The 17,807-nt window shown below is 60.6% G+C and carries 15 protein-coding genes and 2 pseudogenes; 11 read left to right on the forward strand and 6 right to left on the reverse strand.

The genetic code is table 11. The features are described 5' to 3' along the window. Positions 1 to 1,251: Zn-dependent hydrolase (locus VOI29_RS05245; protein WP_323776502.1), on the forward strand; the 1,251-nt coding region annotated here is incomplete at its 5' end. Here the strand turns inward: VOI29_RS05245 and VOI29_RS05250 are convergent. Beyond that, positions 1,248 to 2,165: a LysR family transcriptional regulator gene (locus tag VOI29_RS05250; protein WP_323776504.1), complete on the reverse strand. Its 918-nt coding sequence runs from the start codon at positions 2,163 to 2,165 to the stop codon at positions 1,248 to 1,250. The genes VOI29_RS05245 and VOI29_RS05250 overlap by 4 nt on opposite strands. A 98-nt stretch (positions 2,166 to 2,263) precedes the next feature. Between VOI29_RS05250 and VOI29_RS05255 the strand changes: the two genes are divergently transcribed. From VOI29_RS05255 to VOI29_RS05265, 3 genes and pseudogenes are all read left to right on the forward strand, one after another. Then, complete coding sequence (locus VOI29_RS05255) at positions 2,264 to 3,214, forward strand: N-carbamoyl-D-amino-acid hydrolase (RefSeq protein ID WP_222506708.1); 951 nt, start codon at positions 2,264 to 2,266, stop codon at positions 3,212 to 3,214. A gap of 76 nt (positions 3,215 to 3,290) precedes the next feature. After that, positions 3,291 to 4,317, forward strand: a pseudogene (locus tag VOI29_RS05260) (IS110 family transposase). A 237-nt stretch (positions 4,318 to 4,554) separates the two neighbouring features. Further along, the gene (locus VOI29_RS05265; protein WP_323776505.1) at positions 4,555 to 4,692 is read left to right on the forward strand and encodes a hypothetical protein; all 138 of its coding nucleotides are present in this window, start codon (positions 4,555 to 4,557) and stop codon (positions 4,690 to 4,692) included. A 210-nt stretch (positions 4,693 to 4,902) separates the two neighbouring features. On the opposite strand, the gene VOI29_RS05270 is transcribed toward VOI29_RS05265, so the two are convergent. The 3 genes from VOI29_RS05270 to VOI29_RS05280 all read right to left on the reverse strand — a co-directional run bounded on the left by VOI29_RS05270 (position 4,903) and on the right by VOI29_RS05280 (position 10,190). After that, positions 4,903 to 6,045 carry an FAD-dependent monooxygenase gene (locus VOI29_RS05270; RefSeq protein ID WP_323776508.1) on the reverse strand — a complete coding sequence of 381 codons (1,143 nt, stop codon included), beginning with the start codon at positions 6,043 to 6,045 and terminating at the stop codon, positions 4,903 to 4,905. A 183-nt stretch (positions 6,046 to 6,228) separates the two neighbouring features. Then, positions 6,229 to 9,645: a molybdopterin cofactor-binding domain-containing protein gene (locus VOI29_RS05275; RefSeq protein WP_323776510.1), complete on the reverse strand. Its 3,417-nt coding sequence runs from the start codon at positions 9,643 to 9,645 to the stop codon at positions 6,229 to 6,231. Beyond that, positions 9,642 to 10,190 (reverse strand): (2Fe-2S)-binding protein, encoded by a 549-nt coding sequence (locus tag VOI29_RS05280; protein WP_323776512.1) that lies wholly within the window; start codon positions 10,188 to 10,190, stop codon positions 9,642 to 9,644. The genes VOI29_RS05275 and VOI29_RS05280 overlap by 4 nt, the downstream gene beginning before the upstream one ends. A gap of 288 nt (positions 10,191 to 10,478) precedes the next feature. On the opposite strand from VOI29_RS05280, the gene VOI29_RS05285 reads away from it, so the two are divergent. From VOI29_RS05285 to VOI29_RS05315, 7 genes are all read left to right on the forward strand, one after another. After that, positions 10,479 to 10,943, forward strand: a complete 465-nt coding sequence (locus VOI29_RS05285) for a MarR family winged helix-turn-helix transcriptional regulator (RefSeq protein WP_323776514.1) — start codon at positions 10,479 to 10,481, stop codon at positions 10,941 to 10,943. A 474-nt stretch (positions 10,944 to 11,417) separates the two neighbouring features. Next, the gene (ndpH, locus tag VOI29_RS05290) at positions 11,418 to 12,119 is read left to right on the forward strand and encodes a maleate isomerase (protein ID WP_323776550.1); all 702 of its coding nucleotides are present in this window, start codon (positions 11,418 to 11,420) and stop codon (positions 12,117 to 12,119) included. A gap of 11 nt (positions 12,120 to 12,130) precedes the next feature. Beyond that, positions 12,131 to 12,913 carry an alpha/beta hydrolase gene (locus VOI29_RS05295; RefSeq protein ID WP_323776516.1) on the forward strand — a complete coding sequence of 261 codons (783 nt, stop codon included), beginning with the start codon at positions 12,131 to 12,133 and terminating at the stop codon, positions 12,911 to 12,913. Positions 12,914 to 12,940: 27 nt separating this feature from the next. Continuing rightward, entirely contained in the window at positions 12,941 to 13,972 is a 1,032-nt protein-coding gene (locus tag VOI29_RS05300; protein ID WP_323776518.1) for a leucyl aminopeptidase, read from the forward strand. 22 nt (positions 13,973 to 13,994) lie between these two features. After that, positions 13,995 to 14,618 carry an isochorismatase family protein gene (locus VOI29_RS05305; protein WP_323776520.1) on the forward strand — a complete coding sequence of 208 codons (624 nt, stop codon included), beginning with the start codon at positions 13,995 to 13,997 and terminating at the stop codon, positions 14,616 to 14,618. 121 nt (positions 14,619 to 14,739) lie between these two features. Beyond that, positions 14,740 to 14,925: a hypothetical protein gene (locus VOI29_RS05310; protein WP_323776522.1), complete on the forward strand. Its 186-nt coding sequence runs from the start codon at positions 14,740 to 14,742 to the stop codon at positions 14,923 to 14,925. Further along, on the forward strand, positions 14,922 to 16,400 hold the full coding sequence (locus tag VOI29_RS05315; RefSeq protein ID WP_323776524.1) for a sodium:solute symporter family protein: 1,479 nt from the start codon (positions 14,922 to 14,924) through the stop codon (positions 16,398 to 16,400). Before VOI29_RS05310 ends, VOI29_RS05315 begins: the two co-directional genes overlap by 4 nt. Before the next feature lie 501 nt (positions 16,401 to 16,901). On the opposite strand, the pseudogene VOI29_RS24565 reads toward VOI29_RS05315, so the two are convergent. After that, positions 16,902 to 17,021 (reverse strand): annotated as a pseudogene (locus VOI29_RS24565) (IS6 family transposase); the annotation flags it as partial. Positions 17,022 to 17,104: 83 nt separating this feature from the next. Beyond that, positions 17,105 to 17,719, reverse strand: a complete 615-nt coding sequence (locus tag VOI29_RS05325) for an XRE family transcriptional regulator (protein WP_323776528.1) — start codon at positions 17,717 to 17,719, stop codon at positions 17,105 to 17,107. Positions 17,720 to 17,807 lie beyond the last annotated feature (88 nt).

Here is a 17,807-nt window from a genome sequence, read left to right on the forward strand (position 1 = left end):
ATGACCGCAAAACCAAGCATCAACGCGGATCGCCTATGGCAAAACCTGATGGCGCTGGCCGCAATCACGGAAGAGCATCAGGCTTGGACAAGACGTTCTTTCACGCCCAAATTCCTTGAGGGCCGCGCTTGGCTCCAAGGCGCTTTTGCCAAGGCTGGTCTCGAAGTCGAGATAGATGCGGGTGGCAACCTGATCGGACGGCGCGAAGGCAGCTCTGGCAATCTTGCACCGTTGATGATGGGCTCGCACAGCGATACCGTGCCATCAGGCGGCCGCTTTGATGGCGTCTTGGGCGTGCTTTGTGCGCTCGAGGTGGCGCAGACGCTGCATGAGGCTAGCCTCATCACGCGCCATCCGCTGGAGGTCGTGGATTTTCTCGCCGAAGAACCCAGCGAATTCGGTTTGTCCTGCGTGGGCAGCCGCGCCCTTGTCGGCGCGCTCACCCCGGAGATGCTGGAGATGACGCGTCCCGATGGCATGACGCTGGCCGAAGGGCTTGCATATGTCGGCGGTGACCCAGAAGCCCTCTCGCGCGTTGCCCGAGGCAAGGATGCCATCGCAGCCTATCTCGAAGTTCATATCGAACAGGCTCGCGCACTGGAAGCGGCTAAGGTGCCTGTGGGTGTGGTGACTGGGATCGCCGCCATTCGCCGTCAGCGTATTTGCCTAGTGGGCCAGACAGATCACGCCGGCGCAACACCGATGGACCTGCGCCGCGACGCTCTTGTAGCGGCAGGCGAATTTATCGCCGCTGTCTCGGAAGCTGCCAACAAAATCACTACGCCTGAAAACCCACTGGTCGCGACGGTCGGATGGATGGACGTGCGCCCCAATGCGGCCAATGCGGTTCCAGGTGAAGTCCAGATGATCCTCGAAGCCCGCGCCCCCCTCGCCGATAAGCTGGACCGCTTTCTTGACGTCACGGTTGCTGGCTTGCTTGAGAAATTCCCTGCTGAAGGGATCAAGGTCACATGCGAGAACCTGAGCACCGCCGCCGCCGCACCCTGTGACAAAAGGATCGTTGATGCCGTAGAAACCGTAGCGCAGGATCGCGGCTTGCCCAGCATGCGAATGCCCAGCGGTGCGGGGCATGATGGAGTGTTCATCTCCCAAATCGGCCCAATAGGTATGATCTTCCTGCCCTGTCGCGACGGGCGCAGCCATACGCCCGAAGAATGGGCAGAGCCCGAAGATTGCGCCATCGCGGCGCAAGTCATGCTCGATGCGATCATCGAACTGGACAAGGTCTAAGGCGTTTCAGGCGGTCCGGCCATGGTGTAATCGAGAAATGACGCTTCGACTTGGGAGATCAGCTTTTTCATTGCAATCGACACAGGTCGATTCTTCGAAAAGATGACATGCGCAAGCAGGTTGATCTGCGGGATATACCTGCGGATCACCAAGCCATATTGACGATTCCTGCGGGCCGTCAATTCATCGACAATTGTCACACCGGAAATGGCCTGCGTCAGATCACAAGCGGTTTGGCAATAGCGGGTTTCGACGGTGAAGGGCAAATCCTCCTCGAACTGCTGGAAACTCTTGTCAATCAAGCTGCCAAGCGGGCTGCCCGTTTCGAGCTTGACGAAACGATGACCGCGCAAATCGGACGGGCGAATGACAGTCTGGCTCGCAAGCGGATGATCCTCCGGCATGACGCAGACCATACGTCCCATACCGACAGGCTGCGCGTTCAGTGAATGACTGGGGATTTCTTTGGGCGAAAAAACAAAACCCAGATCGGCCACACCGCGCTCCACGAATTCAATCACATTCTCCCAGCGCTTCACATGAAGCGAAATCTGGAACTTTTCACGATGGTCGAAGAAACGGGAAAGGCCCTGCGCGATGACGGTCGAGGCCATATTGGATGTGGCCACGATGCGCAGATTCCCTGTTGCACCGGACTGGATGTCCTTGATCCGCTCTCGCACCCCTTCCAAAGATATGAAGAGGGGCTCAATCTCTTCCATCAATTGATGCGCCTCTGGGGTCGCATGCAACCGCCCTCCAACACGCTCGAAAAGCTTGATGGCAAGCACAGCCTCTGTGTGTTTGATCATCCGGCTGACAGCAGGCTGAGAGATGTTCAGGGAGTCAGCGGCACCGCTTGTCGAACCGGCCTGCATGACCGCGCGAAAAATTTCGAGCTGTCTGATTTGCATCTATTACCTCATGTAATGGTATCGGCCCCTGATGGCATTGGACTTAATACTAAAATCTGTAGATGGTAAAGCCAAGCAGCACAAATAGAGGTGAAACAATGTCGGCACTAGCTCAAGGCAAACGCAGCTTGGTCATCGCAGCGGCTCAAATGGGAGCAATTCAACCTAGCGACAGCCGCGCCGATGTTGTGGCGCGCATGGTGCGCCTGCTTACCGAAGCCAAAGCGCGCGGTGCGGAACTCGTTGTTTTTCCTGAACTGACGCTGACAACTTTCTTCCCGCGGTATTTCATCGAGGCTGGCCCCGAACTGGACAAGTGGTATGAAACGCAAATGCCAAGCCCTGAAACTCAGCCGCTCTTCGACGCGGTCAAGAAGCTGGGGCTTATGGCCAGCTTCGGCTATGCGGAACTGGTCCAAGACAACGACCGAACGCGCCATTTCAACACCTCGATCATCATCAACAGCTCAGGCGAAATCGTTTCGAAATACCGCAAAATCCACCTGCCTGGTCATGATGAATACGATCCCAATAGGACGTTTCAGCATCTCGAGAAACGCTATTTCGAAACCGGCGACTACGGCTTCAAGGTCTGGGACCACGACAATGTTAAAATGGGGCTGTGTATATGCAATGATCGGCGCTGGCCCGAAACATTCCGCGTGCTCGGCTTACAAGACGTCGAGCTGGTCCTGATTGGGTATAACACGCCCGCCCATAATGCCAAAGATCCAGAGCCCCCTCACCGGCGCGCGTTCTATAACCATCTGAGCGTCCAGGCTGGAGCCTATCAGAACAGCACATGGGTCGTTTCTGTCGCCAAAGCCGGATGCGAGGATGGTCAGGATCTGATGGGCGGCTCGTGCATTGTCTCTCCATATGGTGAGATCATTGCACAGGCCATGTCCACTGAGGATGAACTCATCATTGCCAAGTGCGATATGGAAATGTGCCGCGACGGCAAAGAAAACATGTTCAACTTCGCCAAACACCGCCGCCCGGAGTTTTATGGCAAAATCACCCAGCCACATTCCGAACCAGTTGAATAGGTTCTGATGGAATGGACATCCCCTGATCTCTCATCTGATAGGTTTTGGAGATGGAAGCCATCAGGAGGTTAGCAAAATGGCGGATTTGGACCTTGTCGGCATAGATCTGGCGAAGAATGTGATTCAACTTCATGGTTGCAGCTCCACGGGCGAGGTGGTGTTTCGTAAACAACTCAGACGCAACAAACTTCTGTCGTGCATTGCTGAACTGCCAGTGTGCACCATTGCGATGGAGGCTTGTTCCGGGAGCCATTATTGGGGCCGAGAATTTGAAGCACTTGGACACACGGTTCGTTTGATCGCGCCCAAATATGTCAAACCGTTTGTGAAACGCAGCAAGAGTGATTTGATCGACGCTGAAGCCATTTGCGAGGCAGCGCTGCGACCAACGATGCGGTTTGTGCAGGTCCGTAGCGAAGACAATCAGGCTGCGGCCCTGGCTTTCAAAGCGCGGGATTTGTTGGTCCGGCAACGGACGCAGATCATCAATGCCTTACGCGGCCAGCTGTCCGAGTTCGGTTTTTTTGGTTGCCAAAGGCCCAACACACGTCCGTAAACTTGTTTCTGCAGTCGAAGACGGGACCATTGAATTGCCGGAGATGCCCCGCCCTCTCCTGAGCATTTTTGTCGATACGCTTGACGCTTTGAATGGCCGCATCAGACAGCTGGAGGCGCAAATCGTACAGCGCGCCAAGGAAGATGAAACATGTCAGAGGTTGACCGCGATACCAGGCGTTGGCCCGATAATTGCGACCGCGCTTGCTGCACTTGCGCCACCACCTTCGACATTCAGACGGGGGCGCGATTTTGTAGCATGGGTAGGCTTAACCCCACTCCAGCATTCGACTGGCGGCAAGCAGCGCCTGGGACGCACATCAAAGATGGGGAACCGAACGTTGCGGCGCCTCCTCATTATTGGCGCCAGCGCCGTGGTTAGATGGGCCGAGCAAAAAGAAGCCGTCCCGGGATCCTGGCTCGCAAGGATGTTGGAGCGCAAGCCACCCATGTTGGTCAGAGTGGCTTTGGCCAACAAAATGGCGCGTACCGTCTGGGCGCTGATGGCACATGGCGAAGAATACCGGGGACAGGTTGTTACACGTTAGAGCCGTGTAAACGATCTGATCCCGGAGGCGTGGGAAGGTCAAACGGAAGGTAGGGCGCAACAGTCGATGAGACGAGATCAGGAAAACCAGCTTGCGACACAGTGCCTGGAGCACGTGGTTCTGAATTGGACTTGATCTGAGAACTCCATACATGGTGTGATTGCGGCGGTCGCTCTCCGATGGCGAACGAGGTCCGGTATGTTGGCCTCACGAGAAAATGCCGTGAGGAGAACGACCATGAATTATTATGCCGGTTTGGACGTTTCGCTGAAGGAGATTTCGGTCTGCGTCATTGATGACACTGGGACGGCCGTTGCAAGTGGCGTGTCACCAGCGGATCCCGAGGGCGTGGAAAGCGGTGGCGCTTGTAGCTGACGTTCGGCGGGTTCATCGTTGTCAGCTATGGCCAAATCGCAACGCAAGCGATTGTGGGTAGGTTTGTGTGACAACACCGTTCAGCATGGCCGCGAGAACTCCCCCCTCCTGCGGCGTCAGCAACCAGGCAAAGCCGTTGCAGCAAAAGACGCGGCCATTCAGAGAGAATGGCCGCGCACGTTCATTCGAGCTCTAGAGTGGGGAGGGCACTTAGCCGAGTTGAACGCTTAACGGGTCGTGGGCATAGACCCACGCCGGGTCTTCCGGCTCCTTTAGCCATGTGTTCGCGTTGGAAATAGTCTGCACCCTGGTGGCCCGTTCGCGGCGGGTGTTTTCATAAATGCTGAAAGCGGTGGAGTAGTCATCGGTGCCGGTTTCCACCAGGCTGCGGGTCAGTACGGCGGCGTCTTCAATCGCCATACAGGCACCTTGGGCCATGTGCGGGCGCATCGGGTGGCAGGCATCGCCCAGAAGGCACAGGCGGCCCTGGCTCCAGAGGTTCAGCGGATCACGGTTCCAGAAGGGCCACTTGGTGACTTCCTCTGTGGCGTCGATCAACGCGTTCACCATTGGATGCGAGCCGCCGAAGATCGCTTCCATCTCCTCGCGCGAGCTGTCGACGAAACCGGCCTCATGCTCCCAGCCGTCTACCGGCACGCCGGTGACATAGTAGTATTCGGAACCGTCGCCCTTGGTCGCATAGGCCATGATATGACGGGACTGTTCCCACCACCATTTGACGCAGGGTTCGAAGTCAAGCCCGGAAGCCCGCAGTTTATTCATGTTGACCAGCGCTCGATGCCCGACCCAGCCGGAGAAGCGGGGCTTTTCGACGCCGAGCAGTTTTTCGCGGATCACGGAGTTGATGCCGTCGGCCCCGATGACCAGTTTGGCCGCAACCTTCTTGCCGTTGGCAAAGGTCAGCAGCACATCTTTGTCACGCTCGGTGATGTCGGTGAGCCGGTGGTCGAAATGCAGCCGGTCCTGCGGCAGCGCCGCAATCTGTTCGGCATGCAGGTCACCACGGTGAATGGTGATATAGGGCGCGCCATATTCCTTCTTGGCAAAGTCGCCGAGTTCAATACGGGAAAGATAGTCTCCGGTCGTCCCGTCGCGCGAAAACCAGAAGTCCGGGTGCGAACCGATGGAAGCCAGGCGGTCTTCCAGCCCAATCTTGCGGAACACCTTCATCACGTTGGGGCCGATATGGATCCCCGCACCAAGGCGGGTGAATTCCGGCGCCTGCTCGTACGTGTGTACCGAGAAGCCCGCTCCATCCAGCAGCGCCATCGCCGCAGCGCCACCGAGACCCGCGCCGATAACGGCGATGTCCACCTGTTCGATCGAGTGCATTTCAGTTCCTCTCTGTCACGGAATACATTGTTTGTATACTAACAAATATTTCGCATCCGGTCCAGATGAATGCAATGGCAAAAATGCATCTTTAAATGCGAGCCGCCCTGTTTTTTCCAGAAAACAGGGCGGCATCGAGAGTTAGCTTATTTGTTCTTGTGCGAACAAATAAATGCGGCGCGATCAATTCCAGTCCGGCAAGTCCGGAGCATAGCGGGCGCGGACATAGGCGCTGAGTGATTCGATCTGCGCTTCACTCAGTTCGCCGCCGAAGGCCGGCATGTCGCGAAGGTCGTGGCTGAGAGGTGCGGTCAGCCCGTCGCGGATCACCGTTTGCAGGGCTTCGGGCGCGGGCGCGCGCACGGCCACGGACTGGCCAAGCGGGATATGCGCTGCCGTGACCGTCCCGGTGATTGCCGGTTCGTGGCAGGTGGCACAGGCGCTTTCAAAAAGGCGGTGTGTGGCATCCGGCGCTGCAGGCAGGACAGGTTCCGGGACGGGGGCCGCGGTGCCTTCGGTCAACGATGCGAGGTAGGTTGCCATGGCGCGAATATCGGTATCCGGCACCGCCGCGAGGCTTTCCACCACATCGGCCATCGGGCCGGAAGCGGCCGCGCGCCCGGGGGCAACCCCATCACGCAGATAGGTATATAAGCTGTCAACGTCCCAGCCGCGCGCACCTGCCGCTTCACCCGCGAGCGCAGGCGCGAACCAGCCTTTGATCATTGCGCCGGATAGCGCCGCCGGGCCGGTTTTTTCCGCGCCGAGCGCATTGCGCGGCGTGTGGCAGGCGCTGCAATGGCCCGTGCTTTCCACCAGATAGCGGCCCCGGTTCCACTCTTCGGATTGGGCCGGGTCGCCGGTGATTTCCGTCGGCCGGTGGTACAGCGCATTCCAGACCGCATTGGCTGGGCGCAGGTTGGCGGGGAAGATCATCTGCGCCCTTGGCGTCTCTGACTGCACCGGCAGCAGCGTCTGGAGGTAACCATACAGCGCGTACATGTCGTCACTGCTCATCCTGGCGAAGGAGGTATAGGGAAAGGCCGGGTAAAGGTTGTGTCCCTCGCGGCTGATCCCCTGGCGCATTGCCCTGTCAAAGGCGGCGAAGCTCCATTGACCGAGGCCGGTTTCCGGGTCCGGGGTCAGATTGGTTGTATATATGGTGCCAAAGGGCGTTTCGACCGGACGGCCGCCCGCATTGGGCGTGCCCCCGTCAGCAGTGTGGCAGGTGGCGCAGTTGCCGGCGGCAAAGACCTGCGCACCGCGTTCCAGCAGTTCCGCCGAGAAGCTGGCCGCGCCAGGAGCGGAGCCTGCGGGGATCGCGCGCGCCAACGGCAGTGCGATGGCGCCGGCGGTCAGTGCGCCGCCAAGAGCTGCCGCCACGGCCAGCGCGCGCGGTTTGCGCCGTTTTCGCGCAGGGGGCTGGCAGGCCAGGGCGGGCACGGCCATATCACGCGGCGCAATTCCGAGGGCGTCACGCATTTTTTCCGGCGTAAAGGGTGCCTCGCGCATCCGCACTCCGGTGGCGTCGAAAATCGCATTTGCGATCGCGGCGGCCGAGGGCACCGCGGCGCTTTCACCCACCCCGAGGGCGGGCTCGTCCGGGCGCTCGACCAGCATGGTCTCGATCTCTGGCACCTCGGGGACGGTCATGAGCGGGTAATTGGCCCAGCTTTGCGGCGTCACCGTGATCTCGTCAAAGCTCACCTCTTCGCGCAGCACCCGGCCTGCGGTCTGGTTTACGTTGCCGTGGATCTGGTGGCGCACTCCGTCGGGATTGATAACCAGGCCCTGGTCCTGTCCGACGAAGACCCGTGTCAGGGTGACCTCGCCAGTATCCATGTCGATGGCCACGTCGCAGACCCAGGCTGCGGCTGCAGCAGCCGTGCCGGGGAAGGGCCCGTGCACGTAGGTGGCATAGGCGAAGCCGGTGCCATAGGCCATCCGCCCCTCACGGCGCAGCCGGGGTTTTTCGCGGGCATCCCAGCCGGCGGCTTCGGCGGTGCGCCGGATCAGATCGGCGGCGCGGAGGTCGTCTATGTGGTGCAGGCGGAAGGCGACCGGATCCTCGCCCGCCTCATGGGCCATTTCGTCGATGAAACTTTCGTGGGCAAAGGTGTTGGGCAGGGCGGAGACGCCGCGCATCCAGGCAGCGCGGACGATCGGTGCCATGTCGTGCACGGTGATCCGCTTGTGAGGGATGCGGTAGGGCGGCACGGTGGTACGGTCGCCCATGTCCGAGGGGCGCGGCTCGGGGGAGACGGCTCCCGTCAGGAGCAGCGCCAGGTTGGGACCGCGGTTCGACGGATACCAGGTGTCAAGGCTGTAGGCGTGCAGCGCACCATCCTTGAGACCGCCGGAAATGTCCATCAGCTGGGCTGCGCCCTTTGGCTCCCACAGATGTTCCTGAGACCGGGTTAGCTGCACCCGCACGGGCCGGCCCAGGGCGCGCGCCATCAGCAGCGCATCACCGCAGACGTCATCGGCGCAGTTGCGGCCATAGCAGCCCGCCGCCTGATATCGCCGGATTTCGATTTTTTCGGGTGCAAGGCCGGTCAGGGTCGCGAGGTCGCCGCGCAGCATATGCGGGTTCTGGCTGCCGGACCAGACGACAGGCGCGCCGTTGTTCCAGTCCGCCACCGCACAGGAAGGCCCGATGGAGCCATGCAAATGATAGGGCCAGACATAGGTGCGCGAGAGGGTGGTCTGGGCCTCTGTCATGCCCTGGTCAAAGTCGCCTGAACGGTCGAGCGCGCGGGGGGTCGCGGGCTGATTGCGGATCGCATGCCGCAAGTCGCTGAGGTCTGGTGCCGCGGGCGGTTGACGCCACTGGACCGGAAGCGCCTCGGCGATGGCCTGCGCCTGATCGGCGCGGTTGGCGACAACACCCAGGAAGTCGCCCTGCCGAACGACTGCGAGGAAACCGGGCATGTGGTGCACGGCCTCCTCGTCACAGCCGATCAGGCTGGTGCCAATAAATGGTCCGCTGTCTCTGCCTGTGTAGGGCGGGCGGACCACATGGCCGTGAACCATTCCGGGCACGTCGACATCGTGAATGTAGGTGTGCTGGCCTGTTACCTTTCCGGGCAGATCCCGCCGGGCGGTCTTCTGGCCGACAATGGTGTAGTCGCCGGGCGATTTTACTGGGGTGGAGAGATCTAGGAGGAGGGTTTCCTCGCGGCCCTCCAGCAGTGCTTCAAAGGCAACCGCCGTGTCCTTCCAGCGGATCCTGCCGTCTTGCAAGTCAACGCCTTCTTCAGGGGCGTTCAGGCGGCGCGCGCCGCGCCGGGTGAGTTCTTGCCGCAGCTGGGCCGCCGCGGCACGCAGGGGCACGGCGGTAATCTGTATGGTTTCTGATGCGATGGTCGGCCCCTGATCGGGAGTGCGGGCGGTGTCGCCAAGGATGACCTTTACGCGGGAGAGCGGCAGCTCGGCTTCCTCGGCAACGATCTGTGCCAGGGCGGTCTGGATGCCGGTGCCGAGGTCCACATGCCCGTTGAAGGCAGTGAGCACGCCGGTGCTGTCGAAGGTCACGAAGATCTGGCGTCCAGAACCGGTGTCGCTGTGGATCGAAAGGCTTCCAAAGGGAGTATCAGTCATGCGGAACAGGCCTTTGCGGTCTCAGTCTCTGATGCAGGCACCGCTTCGGGCTGTGCCGGCTTGGCGGCCATCAGCCGTGCTGCGTGCAGGACGGAAGCAATGATTTCCTTGTGGGTGCCGCACCGGCAAAGGTTGTGGGCCAGAGCTGCTCTGATGCGCGCTTCATCCGGATGAGGTTCTTGTTGCAGCAGAGCCACGGCGCTCATCACCATACCGTTGAGGCAATAGCCGCACTGCGCGCCTTCTTCCGCCACGAATCCCGCCTGAACAGGATGTAAATCGCCGGTTTTGCGGTCGGCAAGACCTTCCAAAGTGATGATCTCGCGCCTGCCAACCTTGCCTGCCCGCATTACGCAGGCCCGCGCAGGGGCGCCGTCGACCAGCACCGTGCACGCCCCGCACTGAGCCATGCCGCAGCCGTACTTCGGCCCCGTCAGGCCCAGCTCGCTGCGCAGGATGTCAAGAAGCGTTCGGTGCGGATCCAAAGACAGTTCATGGTCTGTGCCATTGACCGTCAGATGCAGTGTTTTTGACGCGCCAGCCATTCAGCGACCTCCATTGCCGTTGCAGCATTTCCCGGATCAAAGCTGCATTCCAGGTGCATTTTTGGATGTATACAAACAAATTTTTGCGCGCTGTGCAATGGCTGACTGCCTGCTTTTTTGCCCGCTTGACGCGCGTCATTCCGGAAATGGTTAAGATGTGTGCATACAGGCAGTCTGAAAATAGGGGATAATTGGCCCGCAGATATTCAGATCCGCATGGCAAGGTTGCCTCTGCGGCTGAGCCATGTAAACGGTTAGACTGGAAGAGAACATTGGAGAGACCAGCATATGGCATCCCGGAGCCACGACGAAACTTCTGAACAGAGAGAGCGTTTCGCGCCGGAATACGTGCTGGACGAGCAGATCGGTTTCTTGCTGCGTAAGGCCTATCAGCGGCATCAGACCATTTTCACGGACCGTATGATCGGGGGGCTGACCGCAACCCAGTTTTCGATGCTGTTCCGGCTGGTGCAGATGACCGGGCCAATTTCGCAGAACGCGCTGGGGCGGCTGGTGGCGATGGACGCGGCAACCACCAAGGGCGTCGTTTCGCGGCTGCAGGCACAGGGACTGGTCACTACCGAACGCGATACCGAGGACAAGCGCCGCTACATGCTGCAGTCGACCGCGAAGGGACGCGCCCTCATTCAAGAGGCATTGCCGGTGGTGATGGGAATTACCGAGGCGACACTGGCGCCGCTGACCAAACGCGAAAGCGAGACCTTTTTGCGCTTGCTGGCCAAGCTCTGCTAGGGAACTAAAGGCGAAGCGGGCCGTTGGTCGGGCTTTACGGGCGCGTGTCTCTAACTTGGTGCCGTTGACTGTTGTGGCCACGGGCGCCGTGGCGCGTGCTGGACGTGTCATTACCGTGCCGCGGCGGCGCGCATTCACCCGAAACCTTCAAGTGCAGGCGCGCAGCCAGGCTTTCTGGGCGGAGCCAGCCCGTTCACGCTAGCCGATTCGCTTCGGCTCGGCGGCCGCGAGGACAGCCGCTCCACCGCAGTGAGGAATGAGTCGCCCCCAGGCTATTTGCGGCCGTTTGCGGCTGATTTCTCACATATGTTGAATCGGTAAGTTGTTGAAAATCCTTAGATTCACAAAAGATGCATTTTTTAAACTTGTTTCTATACGAACAAAAAACTACACAGGAATTAATTGGTACACAAACAGGTGCAGGACATGAAACCCTATCGGATCGGCCAGATCGTCCCCAGTTCCAACATCACGATGGAGACCGAAATTCCGGCGCTGCTGCGTGCGCGGGAGGCCATCGCACCGGAACGGTTCACCTTCCATTCGTCGCGGATGCGGATGAAACATGTGACCAAGGAAGAGCTGGCGGCGATGGATGCCGACAGCGACCGCTGTGCGCTGGAACTGTCGGATGCCAAGGTTGATGTGATGGGCTATGCCTGCCTTGTGGCAATCATGTCGATGGGCCATGGCTATCACCGTGTATCGCAGGAGCGTCTGCACGGGGTGGCCCGTGACAACGACGCCGAAGCCCCGGTGGTGACCTCCGCTGGTGCGCTGGTCGAGGGGATCAAGGCGATCGGCGCCAAGAAGGTCGCGGTGGTCGCGCCCTACATGAAGCCGCTGACCGAAATGGTGGTGGAGTATATTCGCAACGAAGGCATCGAAGTGGTGACCTGGCGGGCGCTGGAGATTTCCGACAACCTCGCCGTGGCGGCGCATGACCCGATGAACCTGCCCGGCATCGTGTCTGAAATGGACACCAGCGATGTGGACGCAGTTGTTCTGTCGGCCTGTGTGCAGATGCCGTCGCTGCCCGCGGTTTCCACCGTCGAGGCGCAGGTCGGCAAGCCGGTTCTGACCGCGGCCATCGCAACCACCTGGCAGATGCTGAAGGCGCTGGATCTCGACACCCGCGTTCCCGGCGGCGGCACCCTGCTGTCCGGCGCGTATTGAGGGAGCAGACCATGATCAAAGGATACAATATTCACGCCAACGGCATCCGCCAGCACCTGATCCGCTACGCCGGACCGGAAGGCGCGCCGGAACTCCTCATCATTCCGGGCATCACCTCGCCCGCGATCACCTGGGGCTTTGTCGCTGAACGGCTGGCCGAGCGGTTCGACGTTCACGTGCTGGACGTGCGCGGCCGCGGTCTGTCTGAGACGGGCGATCTCGACTACACGCTGGACGCGCTGGCCGATGATGCGCTTGCGCTGGCGCGGCAGATGAATAACCCCATTGTCATGGGCCATTCGATGGGCGCGCGGGTCGCGATCCGAGCCAATGCCCGCGATGCGGAACCCTTTGCCGGGCATATCCTGGTCGATCCGCCGATGAGCGGCCCGATGCGCCGCGCCTACCCGTCGAAATGGCCGTGGTATGGCGACAGCATCGTGATGGCCGCCAAGGGCTGTTCGGCAGAGGACATGCGCGCCTATTGCCCGACCTGGAGCGACGAGCAGCTGGCGCTGCGCGCCGAGTGGCTGCATACCTGCCACTGGGGTGCGATCCGCACCGCATTTGACGGCTTTCACACCGATGACATCCATCAGGACATCCCCAGGATCGACAAACCGGCCCGGCTGGTGATCGCGGGCGGTGCCACCGTTGTGGATGCGGATGATCAGGCCGAAGTGGCTGAGTTGAACCCGAAGATCGAACAGCGGATCGTGCCCGGCGCGGGCCACATGATCCCCTGGGACGATCTTGAGGGGTTCTTGGCTGCCGTTCTCGACTTCACCGCATAACAAAATACGACATTAGGGAGAAACATGATGGACCATCAGAGCTTTACCGAGATCTGCCTGCATCAGCTGAAAATGTCCGGCGTGCAGAAGGACGAGCGTCTGGTTGTGCTTACCCAAGGCAACGAGCGCCTGGATTATGCCGATGCCTTCATGGCCGCCGGGCGCATCCTGGGCGCTAACATGTATCATATGCGTCTGCCGGCGCCGCCAGTAGCCGGGGCCTGGGCCGTGGGCCAGACCGGACTGGCGGCGATGCCCGACGCGGTTGAGGCACTGAAGAACTGCGACATGCTGATCGACTGCATCTTCCTGCTGTTCTCGCCCGAGCAATTCGCCATTCAGGACGCGGGCACCCGCATCCTGACCGCGGTGGAACCGCCGGAGCTGCTGGCGCGGATGCTGCCCAGCCAGGAGCTGCGCGAGAAGGTCGAGATCGGCGCCGAGTATCTGGCGCGCGCCAAGGTGATGCGGATCACCTCGCCGCATGGCACCGATGTGACCTACAAGCTCAACACCTATGAAACCGTGGCCGAATACGCCTGCACCGACACCCCGGGCCGCTGGGACCACTGGCCTTCGGGCTTTGTCTTCACCGGCGGCGATGATGACGGTGTCGACGGAACCATCGTGGTCGCGCCGGGCGATGTGCTGCTGCCGCAGAACATGTATGTGCGCGACCCGATCACCTATACCATCGAGAAGGGCTGGATCACCGACATCCGCGGCGGTCTCGATGCGGAGCTGGTCAAATCCTACATGGAGGCCTTCAACGATCCGCGCGGCATGGGCATGAGCCACGTGGGCTGGGGCATGAACCCCAACGCCAAATGGCACGGCATGACACCGGGCGAATTCCCCGGCGGCATGGGCATGGAGCCGCGCAGCTTCTATGGCAACGTGATGTTCTCCACCGGCCCCAACAACGAGCTGGGCGGGCCGAACGACACCGCCTGCCATCTCGACATTCCGATGCGCGGCTGTTCGCTGTTCCTCGATGACGAGCCGATCGTGATTGATGGCGATCTGGTGGTGAAGGAAATGCAAATGGAGCGCGGCTGAGGCCGGGCAGGAGGAGCGCAGCATGTCCCAGCAACAGGTTTATTCAGATGCGGGCTTTGGCCAAAAGGTCGCCCGCGGCAGCAAACCGGCCATCGTGGTAGTGGATTTCTCCTACGGGTTCACCGATACGCAATACCCGACCGCGGCCGATATGTCGGTGCAGATTGCGGCCACCCGCAGGCTGACCGACAAGGCCCGCGCGATGGGGCTGCCGGTGATCTATACCACCATCGCCTATCAGCCCTGGGAACGCGAGGCGCTGCCCTGGCTGAAAAAGGCGGCGGGCATGGCGGCGCTGCAGGCCGGCAGCCGCCTGGTGGAGATCGACACGGCCACGGGGATCACCCCCGCCGACCCGGTGATCGTGAAACACGGGGCATCGGCCTTTCACGGCACCAACCTGGCGGGGCTTCTGACCGGGGCAGGGGTGGATACTGTGGTGGTGGCGGGGGCGACGACATCCGGCTGTGTCCGGGCGACGGTGGTCGATGCGGTGCAGTCCGGCTTCAACGTTCTGGTGCCCGCCGATTGCTGCGCCGACCGCGCCCAAGCGCCGCATGACGCGAACCTCTACGACATGAACCAGAAATATGCCGACGTCACCGATGCTGATGACATCGAGAACTGGCTCGACAGCCTTGACTGAGCGGTGGCATCTGCGGGTGTCCGCACCCGCAGGCCTGGTACGGCACGAAAAAAAGAACAAGTGGTGCGCCAAAGCACCCGATTTCAGAGATAACTCAACAATCCAACGGGAGCGCAGACTAATGCTACGTACAGTATCCCTGTGGCTGGTGGGGCTGGTCATTCTGGCCTGTTACGCCGTGCCTTACGGCCTGCTCGGTGACACGCCGAGCTGGACCGGAGCCTTTCTTTTCTGGACCCTTGCGGGTGTGGCCATCATCATTCTGAACGCGATGGCAACCGCGTCTTTCAAGGAGGATGAGGAATGAGCCAGTCATTGATCTGGTATGGCATCGCCGCCTATGTGGTGATCTCCATCATCGTCGCGATCCTGTCGCGGGCCGGTAAATCCACCACCATGTCGGACTATTTCCTTGGCGGTCGCAGCATGGGCGGCGTGGTCTCGGCGCTGAGCTATTCCGCCACCACCTACTCCGCGTTCATGATGGTCGGCCTTGCGGGCCTGACCTACAAGGGCGGCGTCGGCGCGCTCGGGTTTGAGATCGTCTACTTCGCCGGCGTCTCGCTGGTTGCCATCTTCGGTCCGCGCTTCTGGGCCGCGGGCAAGAAATACGGTTTCGTAACCCCGTCCGAGATGCTGGGGGCCCGCTATGGCAGCCGCTGGGTTGCGATCGCAGCGGCGATTGTCAGCTGTATCTTTCTGATTCCCTATTCCGCGGTTCAACTCTCCGGTGTGGGATATCTGGTGTCCGGCATGTCCGACGGGGCGATCTCCTTTGGGACCGGGCTCCTGATCGCGACCGCGCTTGCGATCTTTTTCTCATACGTTGCGGGTATCCGTTCGGTCATGTGGACCGACAGCCTGCAGGCGCTTGTGATGATCGTTGCCTCCTCCATCGTCGCCATCCTGGTGGTGAGCGAACTGGGCGGGTTCACAAGCCTGTTCGCAACCGTGGCCGAACGCAAACCGGAGATGCTGACGGTGCCGGGGACGGGGCTGTTCAGTCTGCAGACCTTCATCGGTCTGACCATTCCGTGGTTCTTCTTTTCGATCTCCAACCCGCAGGTGAGCCAGCGTCTGTTCATGCCGGAATCCAAGGCTGCGCTGCGCCGTATGCTGCTGATCTTTCTCTGCTTCGGGCTGATCTACACGCTGGTGTCGGTGATCTGGGGCTTCTCTGCCTTCGTCGCCTTCCCGGAACTTGAGCGCGCAGACCTAGCGACCTCGGTGCTGTTGGCCTCTGACTTTGTTCCGCCGGTGCTGGGCGTGATCGTGATGGTTGGTATCCTCGCGGCGGCTGTTTCTACCATCGACTCGATCCTGCTGACACTGTCGTCCATGCTGGCGCGCGACGTCTATGGCAACGTGAGCGGCGATCAGTCCGATCACCGTCAGCTGTGGATCGGAAAGCTGGTGATCCCGGTGATCTCTGTCCTCGCCCTCGGTTTTGCAGCACTCGAGCTGAGCTTGATTTCGATCCTGTCGGTTGCGGCCTCGGCGGGTCTGGTGGTGACTGTGCCTGCGATCGTCGGTGCCTTCTTCTGGAAGCGCGGCACGGCAGCCGGTGCATTGGTGTCCATCGCAGGCGGCGGTCTCTTCGTGATCGTGATGTATCTGACCGGAAACAAGCTGTTTGGTTACAATGCCGGCATTTTGGGTCTGCCAGTGTCGACCCTGCTATTTGTCGGCGTCAGCCTTATGACCCGTCCGAGCGACGAGGTGACCGAAGGCTTCGTCTCCGGCAACTCAGCCTCTGGTCAGGCAAGTGAGGTGAAAGTATAGGCTGAACCTTCAGCCAATCGCTCACTAAGTAGCGCCCCCGGCATCTCTGATGCCAGGGGCTTTTCTGGATAAGCGCCTGTGTCAGAGGACACTATTGCGGATGTTTCAGGGTCAGGGCAGATTGTTACCGGTGGGCGCCGGCAGGGGCGGTATCGAATGTGGTCTCCCGACAACTGAAAACCGATGCTCCGGGTCTGCTAGACCGGTTGAATGTGCCGGCGTGACAGAAACTGTCATGCCAGACGCACTGAAGCGGATGCTGAGGCCTTGCTTGAAGCGCAAGGGTTTGTGTCTCGGCCCGGGCCACGGTCTGTCACCGACCCGGACTTGCCAGGGACTTTGACCGAAGCTTTGCGCACTCCCTGGAAACTGAAGCTCTCATGCCGCGGGGCTGAAGATGCGCGACCGCGCGCACCTAATGTCCACCCCTAAGGCGCCATCCAAGAGCACTGGGGGGAGTGCCAAATTGTTCTGGCGTGACTGAGCAGATTGAGACTTGGACCTGTCAACCGCTCCAGGCCTGTCTCGTTTGATGCAATCGGCGAAATGTCCACCAAAGCGGTGCACCCATTGCCGGATGGCTTCTCGACTGACCCTCACACCACGTTCGGCAGCTATTTCCCGTTGCATCCGCCGGCCCGATCAGCCGTGCGCGGGGCGCTGACGGTGCCGCGCGCAGTGGTCGAGATCGAATTCCTCGTCCATCAGCCGGGCTGAGGCGGCCCGGCCTCGCCGGTTTTTTCCAGGCGCTGGGGTTCGGTGCAGATGCAGAAGACCTCGGCGTCGCTCTCTCCGGCGCTGACATAGGCATGGCCCATCGTGCTGTCGAGATAGATGCTCTCGCCGCGTTTAAGGGTGACGGGCGCGTAGAATTCCGAATGCACCACGACTTCGCCATCCATGACAATCAGGAATTCCTCTCCGCCGTGACGTTCGAGAGGTCCGAATTCCCTGATGGATGAGGCCTTTAAGTGCGCGTGGATGGGCACCATCCGCTTGTTGGTCAGTTCCGGGCACAAGTACCGGTACACGTAGTTCTCCGTGTCGATGACGACGCCATCGCCCTCGCGCGACGGGGCGAAACGGCTGTTGGGTGGGCTGTCCTCGCTCTCTTCGTCCCCAATCAACTGCCCGATCGTAAGGCCGAGCCCTTCTGCCAGGCGCAGCACCTTGTCCAGCGTGGGGGAGAGGGCGCCGTTCTCGATTTTCGAGATGGTGGAAACCGCGACGCCGGACAGGGACGCGAGCCCGCTGAGCGTCAGTTGGCGGGTCTTGCGTAAATGTCTGAGGCGTGCCCCCAGATCCTGGGCCGTGGTCATGGATGTGTGAACCTCCTTCGTTGCCGGACGATTCTACCAAGCCTTCCAGAGAATGGAAAATATTTTCGTATAAGAAAAAAAATTGTTG

It is taken from the genome of Leisingera sp. (genome assembly GCF_034669605.1).
Lineage (GTDB): Bacteria > Pseudomonadota > Alphaproteobacteria > Rhodobacterales > Rhodobacteraceae > Leisingera.

Excerpts from the sequence above, each read along its gene's own strand:
- VOI29_RS05250 (WP_323776504.1), bottom strand. The coding sequence starts at position 2,165 with ATGCAAATCAGACAGCTCGAAATTTTTCGCGCGGTCATGCAGGCCGGT.
- VOI29_RS05255 (WP_222506708.1), top strand. The coding sequence starts at position 2,264 with ATGTCGGCACTAGCTCAAGGCAAACGCAGCTTGGTCATCGCAGCGGCT.
- VOI29_RS05265 (WP_323776505.1), top strand. The coding sequence starts at position 4,555 with ATGAATTATTATGCCGGTTTGGACGTTTCGCTGAAGGAGATTTCGGTC.
- VOI29_RS05270 (WP_323776508.1), bottom strand. The coding sequence starts at position 6,045 with ATGCACTCGATCGAACAGGTGGACATCGCCGTTATCGGCGCGGGTCTC.
- VOI29_RS05275 (WP_323776510.1), bottom strand. The coding sequence starts at position 9,645 with ATGACTGATACTCCCTTTGGAAGCCTTTCGATCCACAGCGACACCGGT.
- VOI29_RS05280 (WP_323776512.1), bottom strand. The coding sequence starts at position 10,190 with ATGGCTGGCGCGTCAAAAACACTGCATCTGACGGTCAATGGCACAGAC.
- VOI29_RS05285 (WP_323776514.1), top strand. The coding sequence starts at position 10,479 with ATGGCATCCCGGAGCCACGACGAAACTTCTGAACAGAGAGAGCGTTTC.
- ndpH (WP_323776550.1), top strand. The coding sequence starts at position 11,418 with ATGGAGACCGAAATTCCGGCGCTGCTGCGTGCGCGGGAGGCCATCGCA.
- VOI29_RS05295 (WP_323776516.1), top strand. The coding sequence starts at position 12,131 with ATGATCAAAGGATACAATATTCACGCCAACGGCATCCGCCAGCACCTG.
- VOI29_RS05300 (WP_323776518.1), top strand. The coding sequence starts at position 12,941 with ATGGACCATCAGAGCTTTACCGAGATCTGCCTGCATCAGCTGAAAATG.
- VOI29_RS05305 (WP_323776520.1), top strand. The coding sequence starts at position 13,995 with ATGTCCCAGCAACAGGTTTATTCAGATGCGGGCTTTGGCCAAAAGGTC.
- VOI29_RS05310 (WP_323776522.1), top strand. The coding sequence starts at position 14,740 with ATGCTACGTACAGTATCCCTGTGGCTGGTGGGGCTGGTCATTCTGGCC.
- VOI29_RS05315 (WP_323776524.1), top strand. The coding sequence starts at position 14,922 with ATGAGCCAGTCATTGATCTGGTATGGCATCGCCGCCTATGTGGTGATC.
- VOI29_RS05325 (WP_323776528.1), bottom strand. The coding sequence starts at position 17,719 with ATGACCACGGCCCAGGATCTGGGGGCACGCCTCAGACATTTACGCAAG.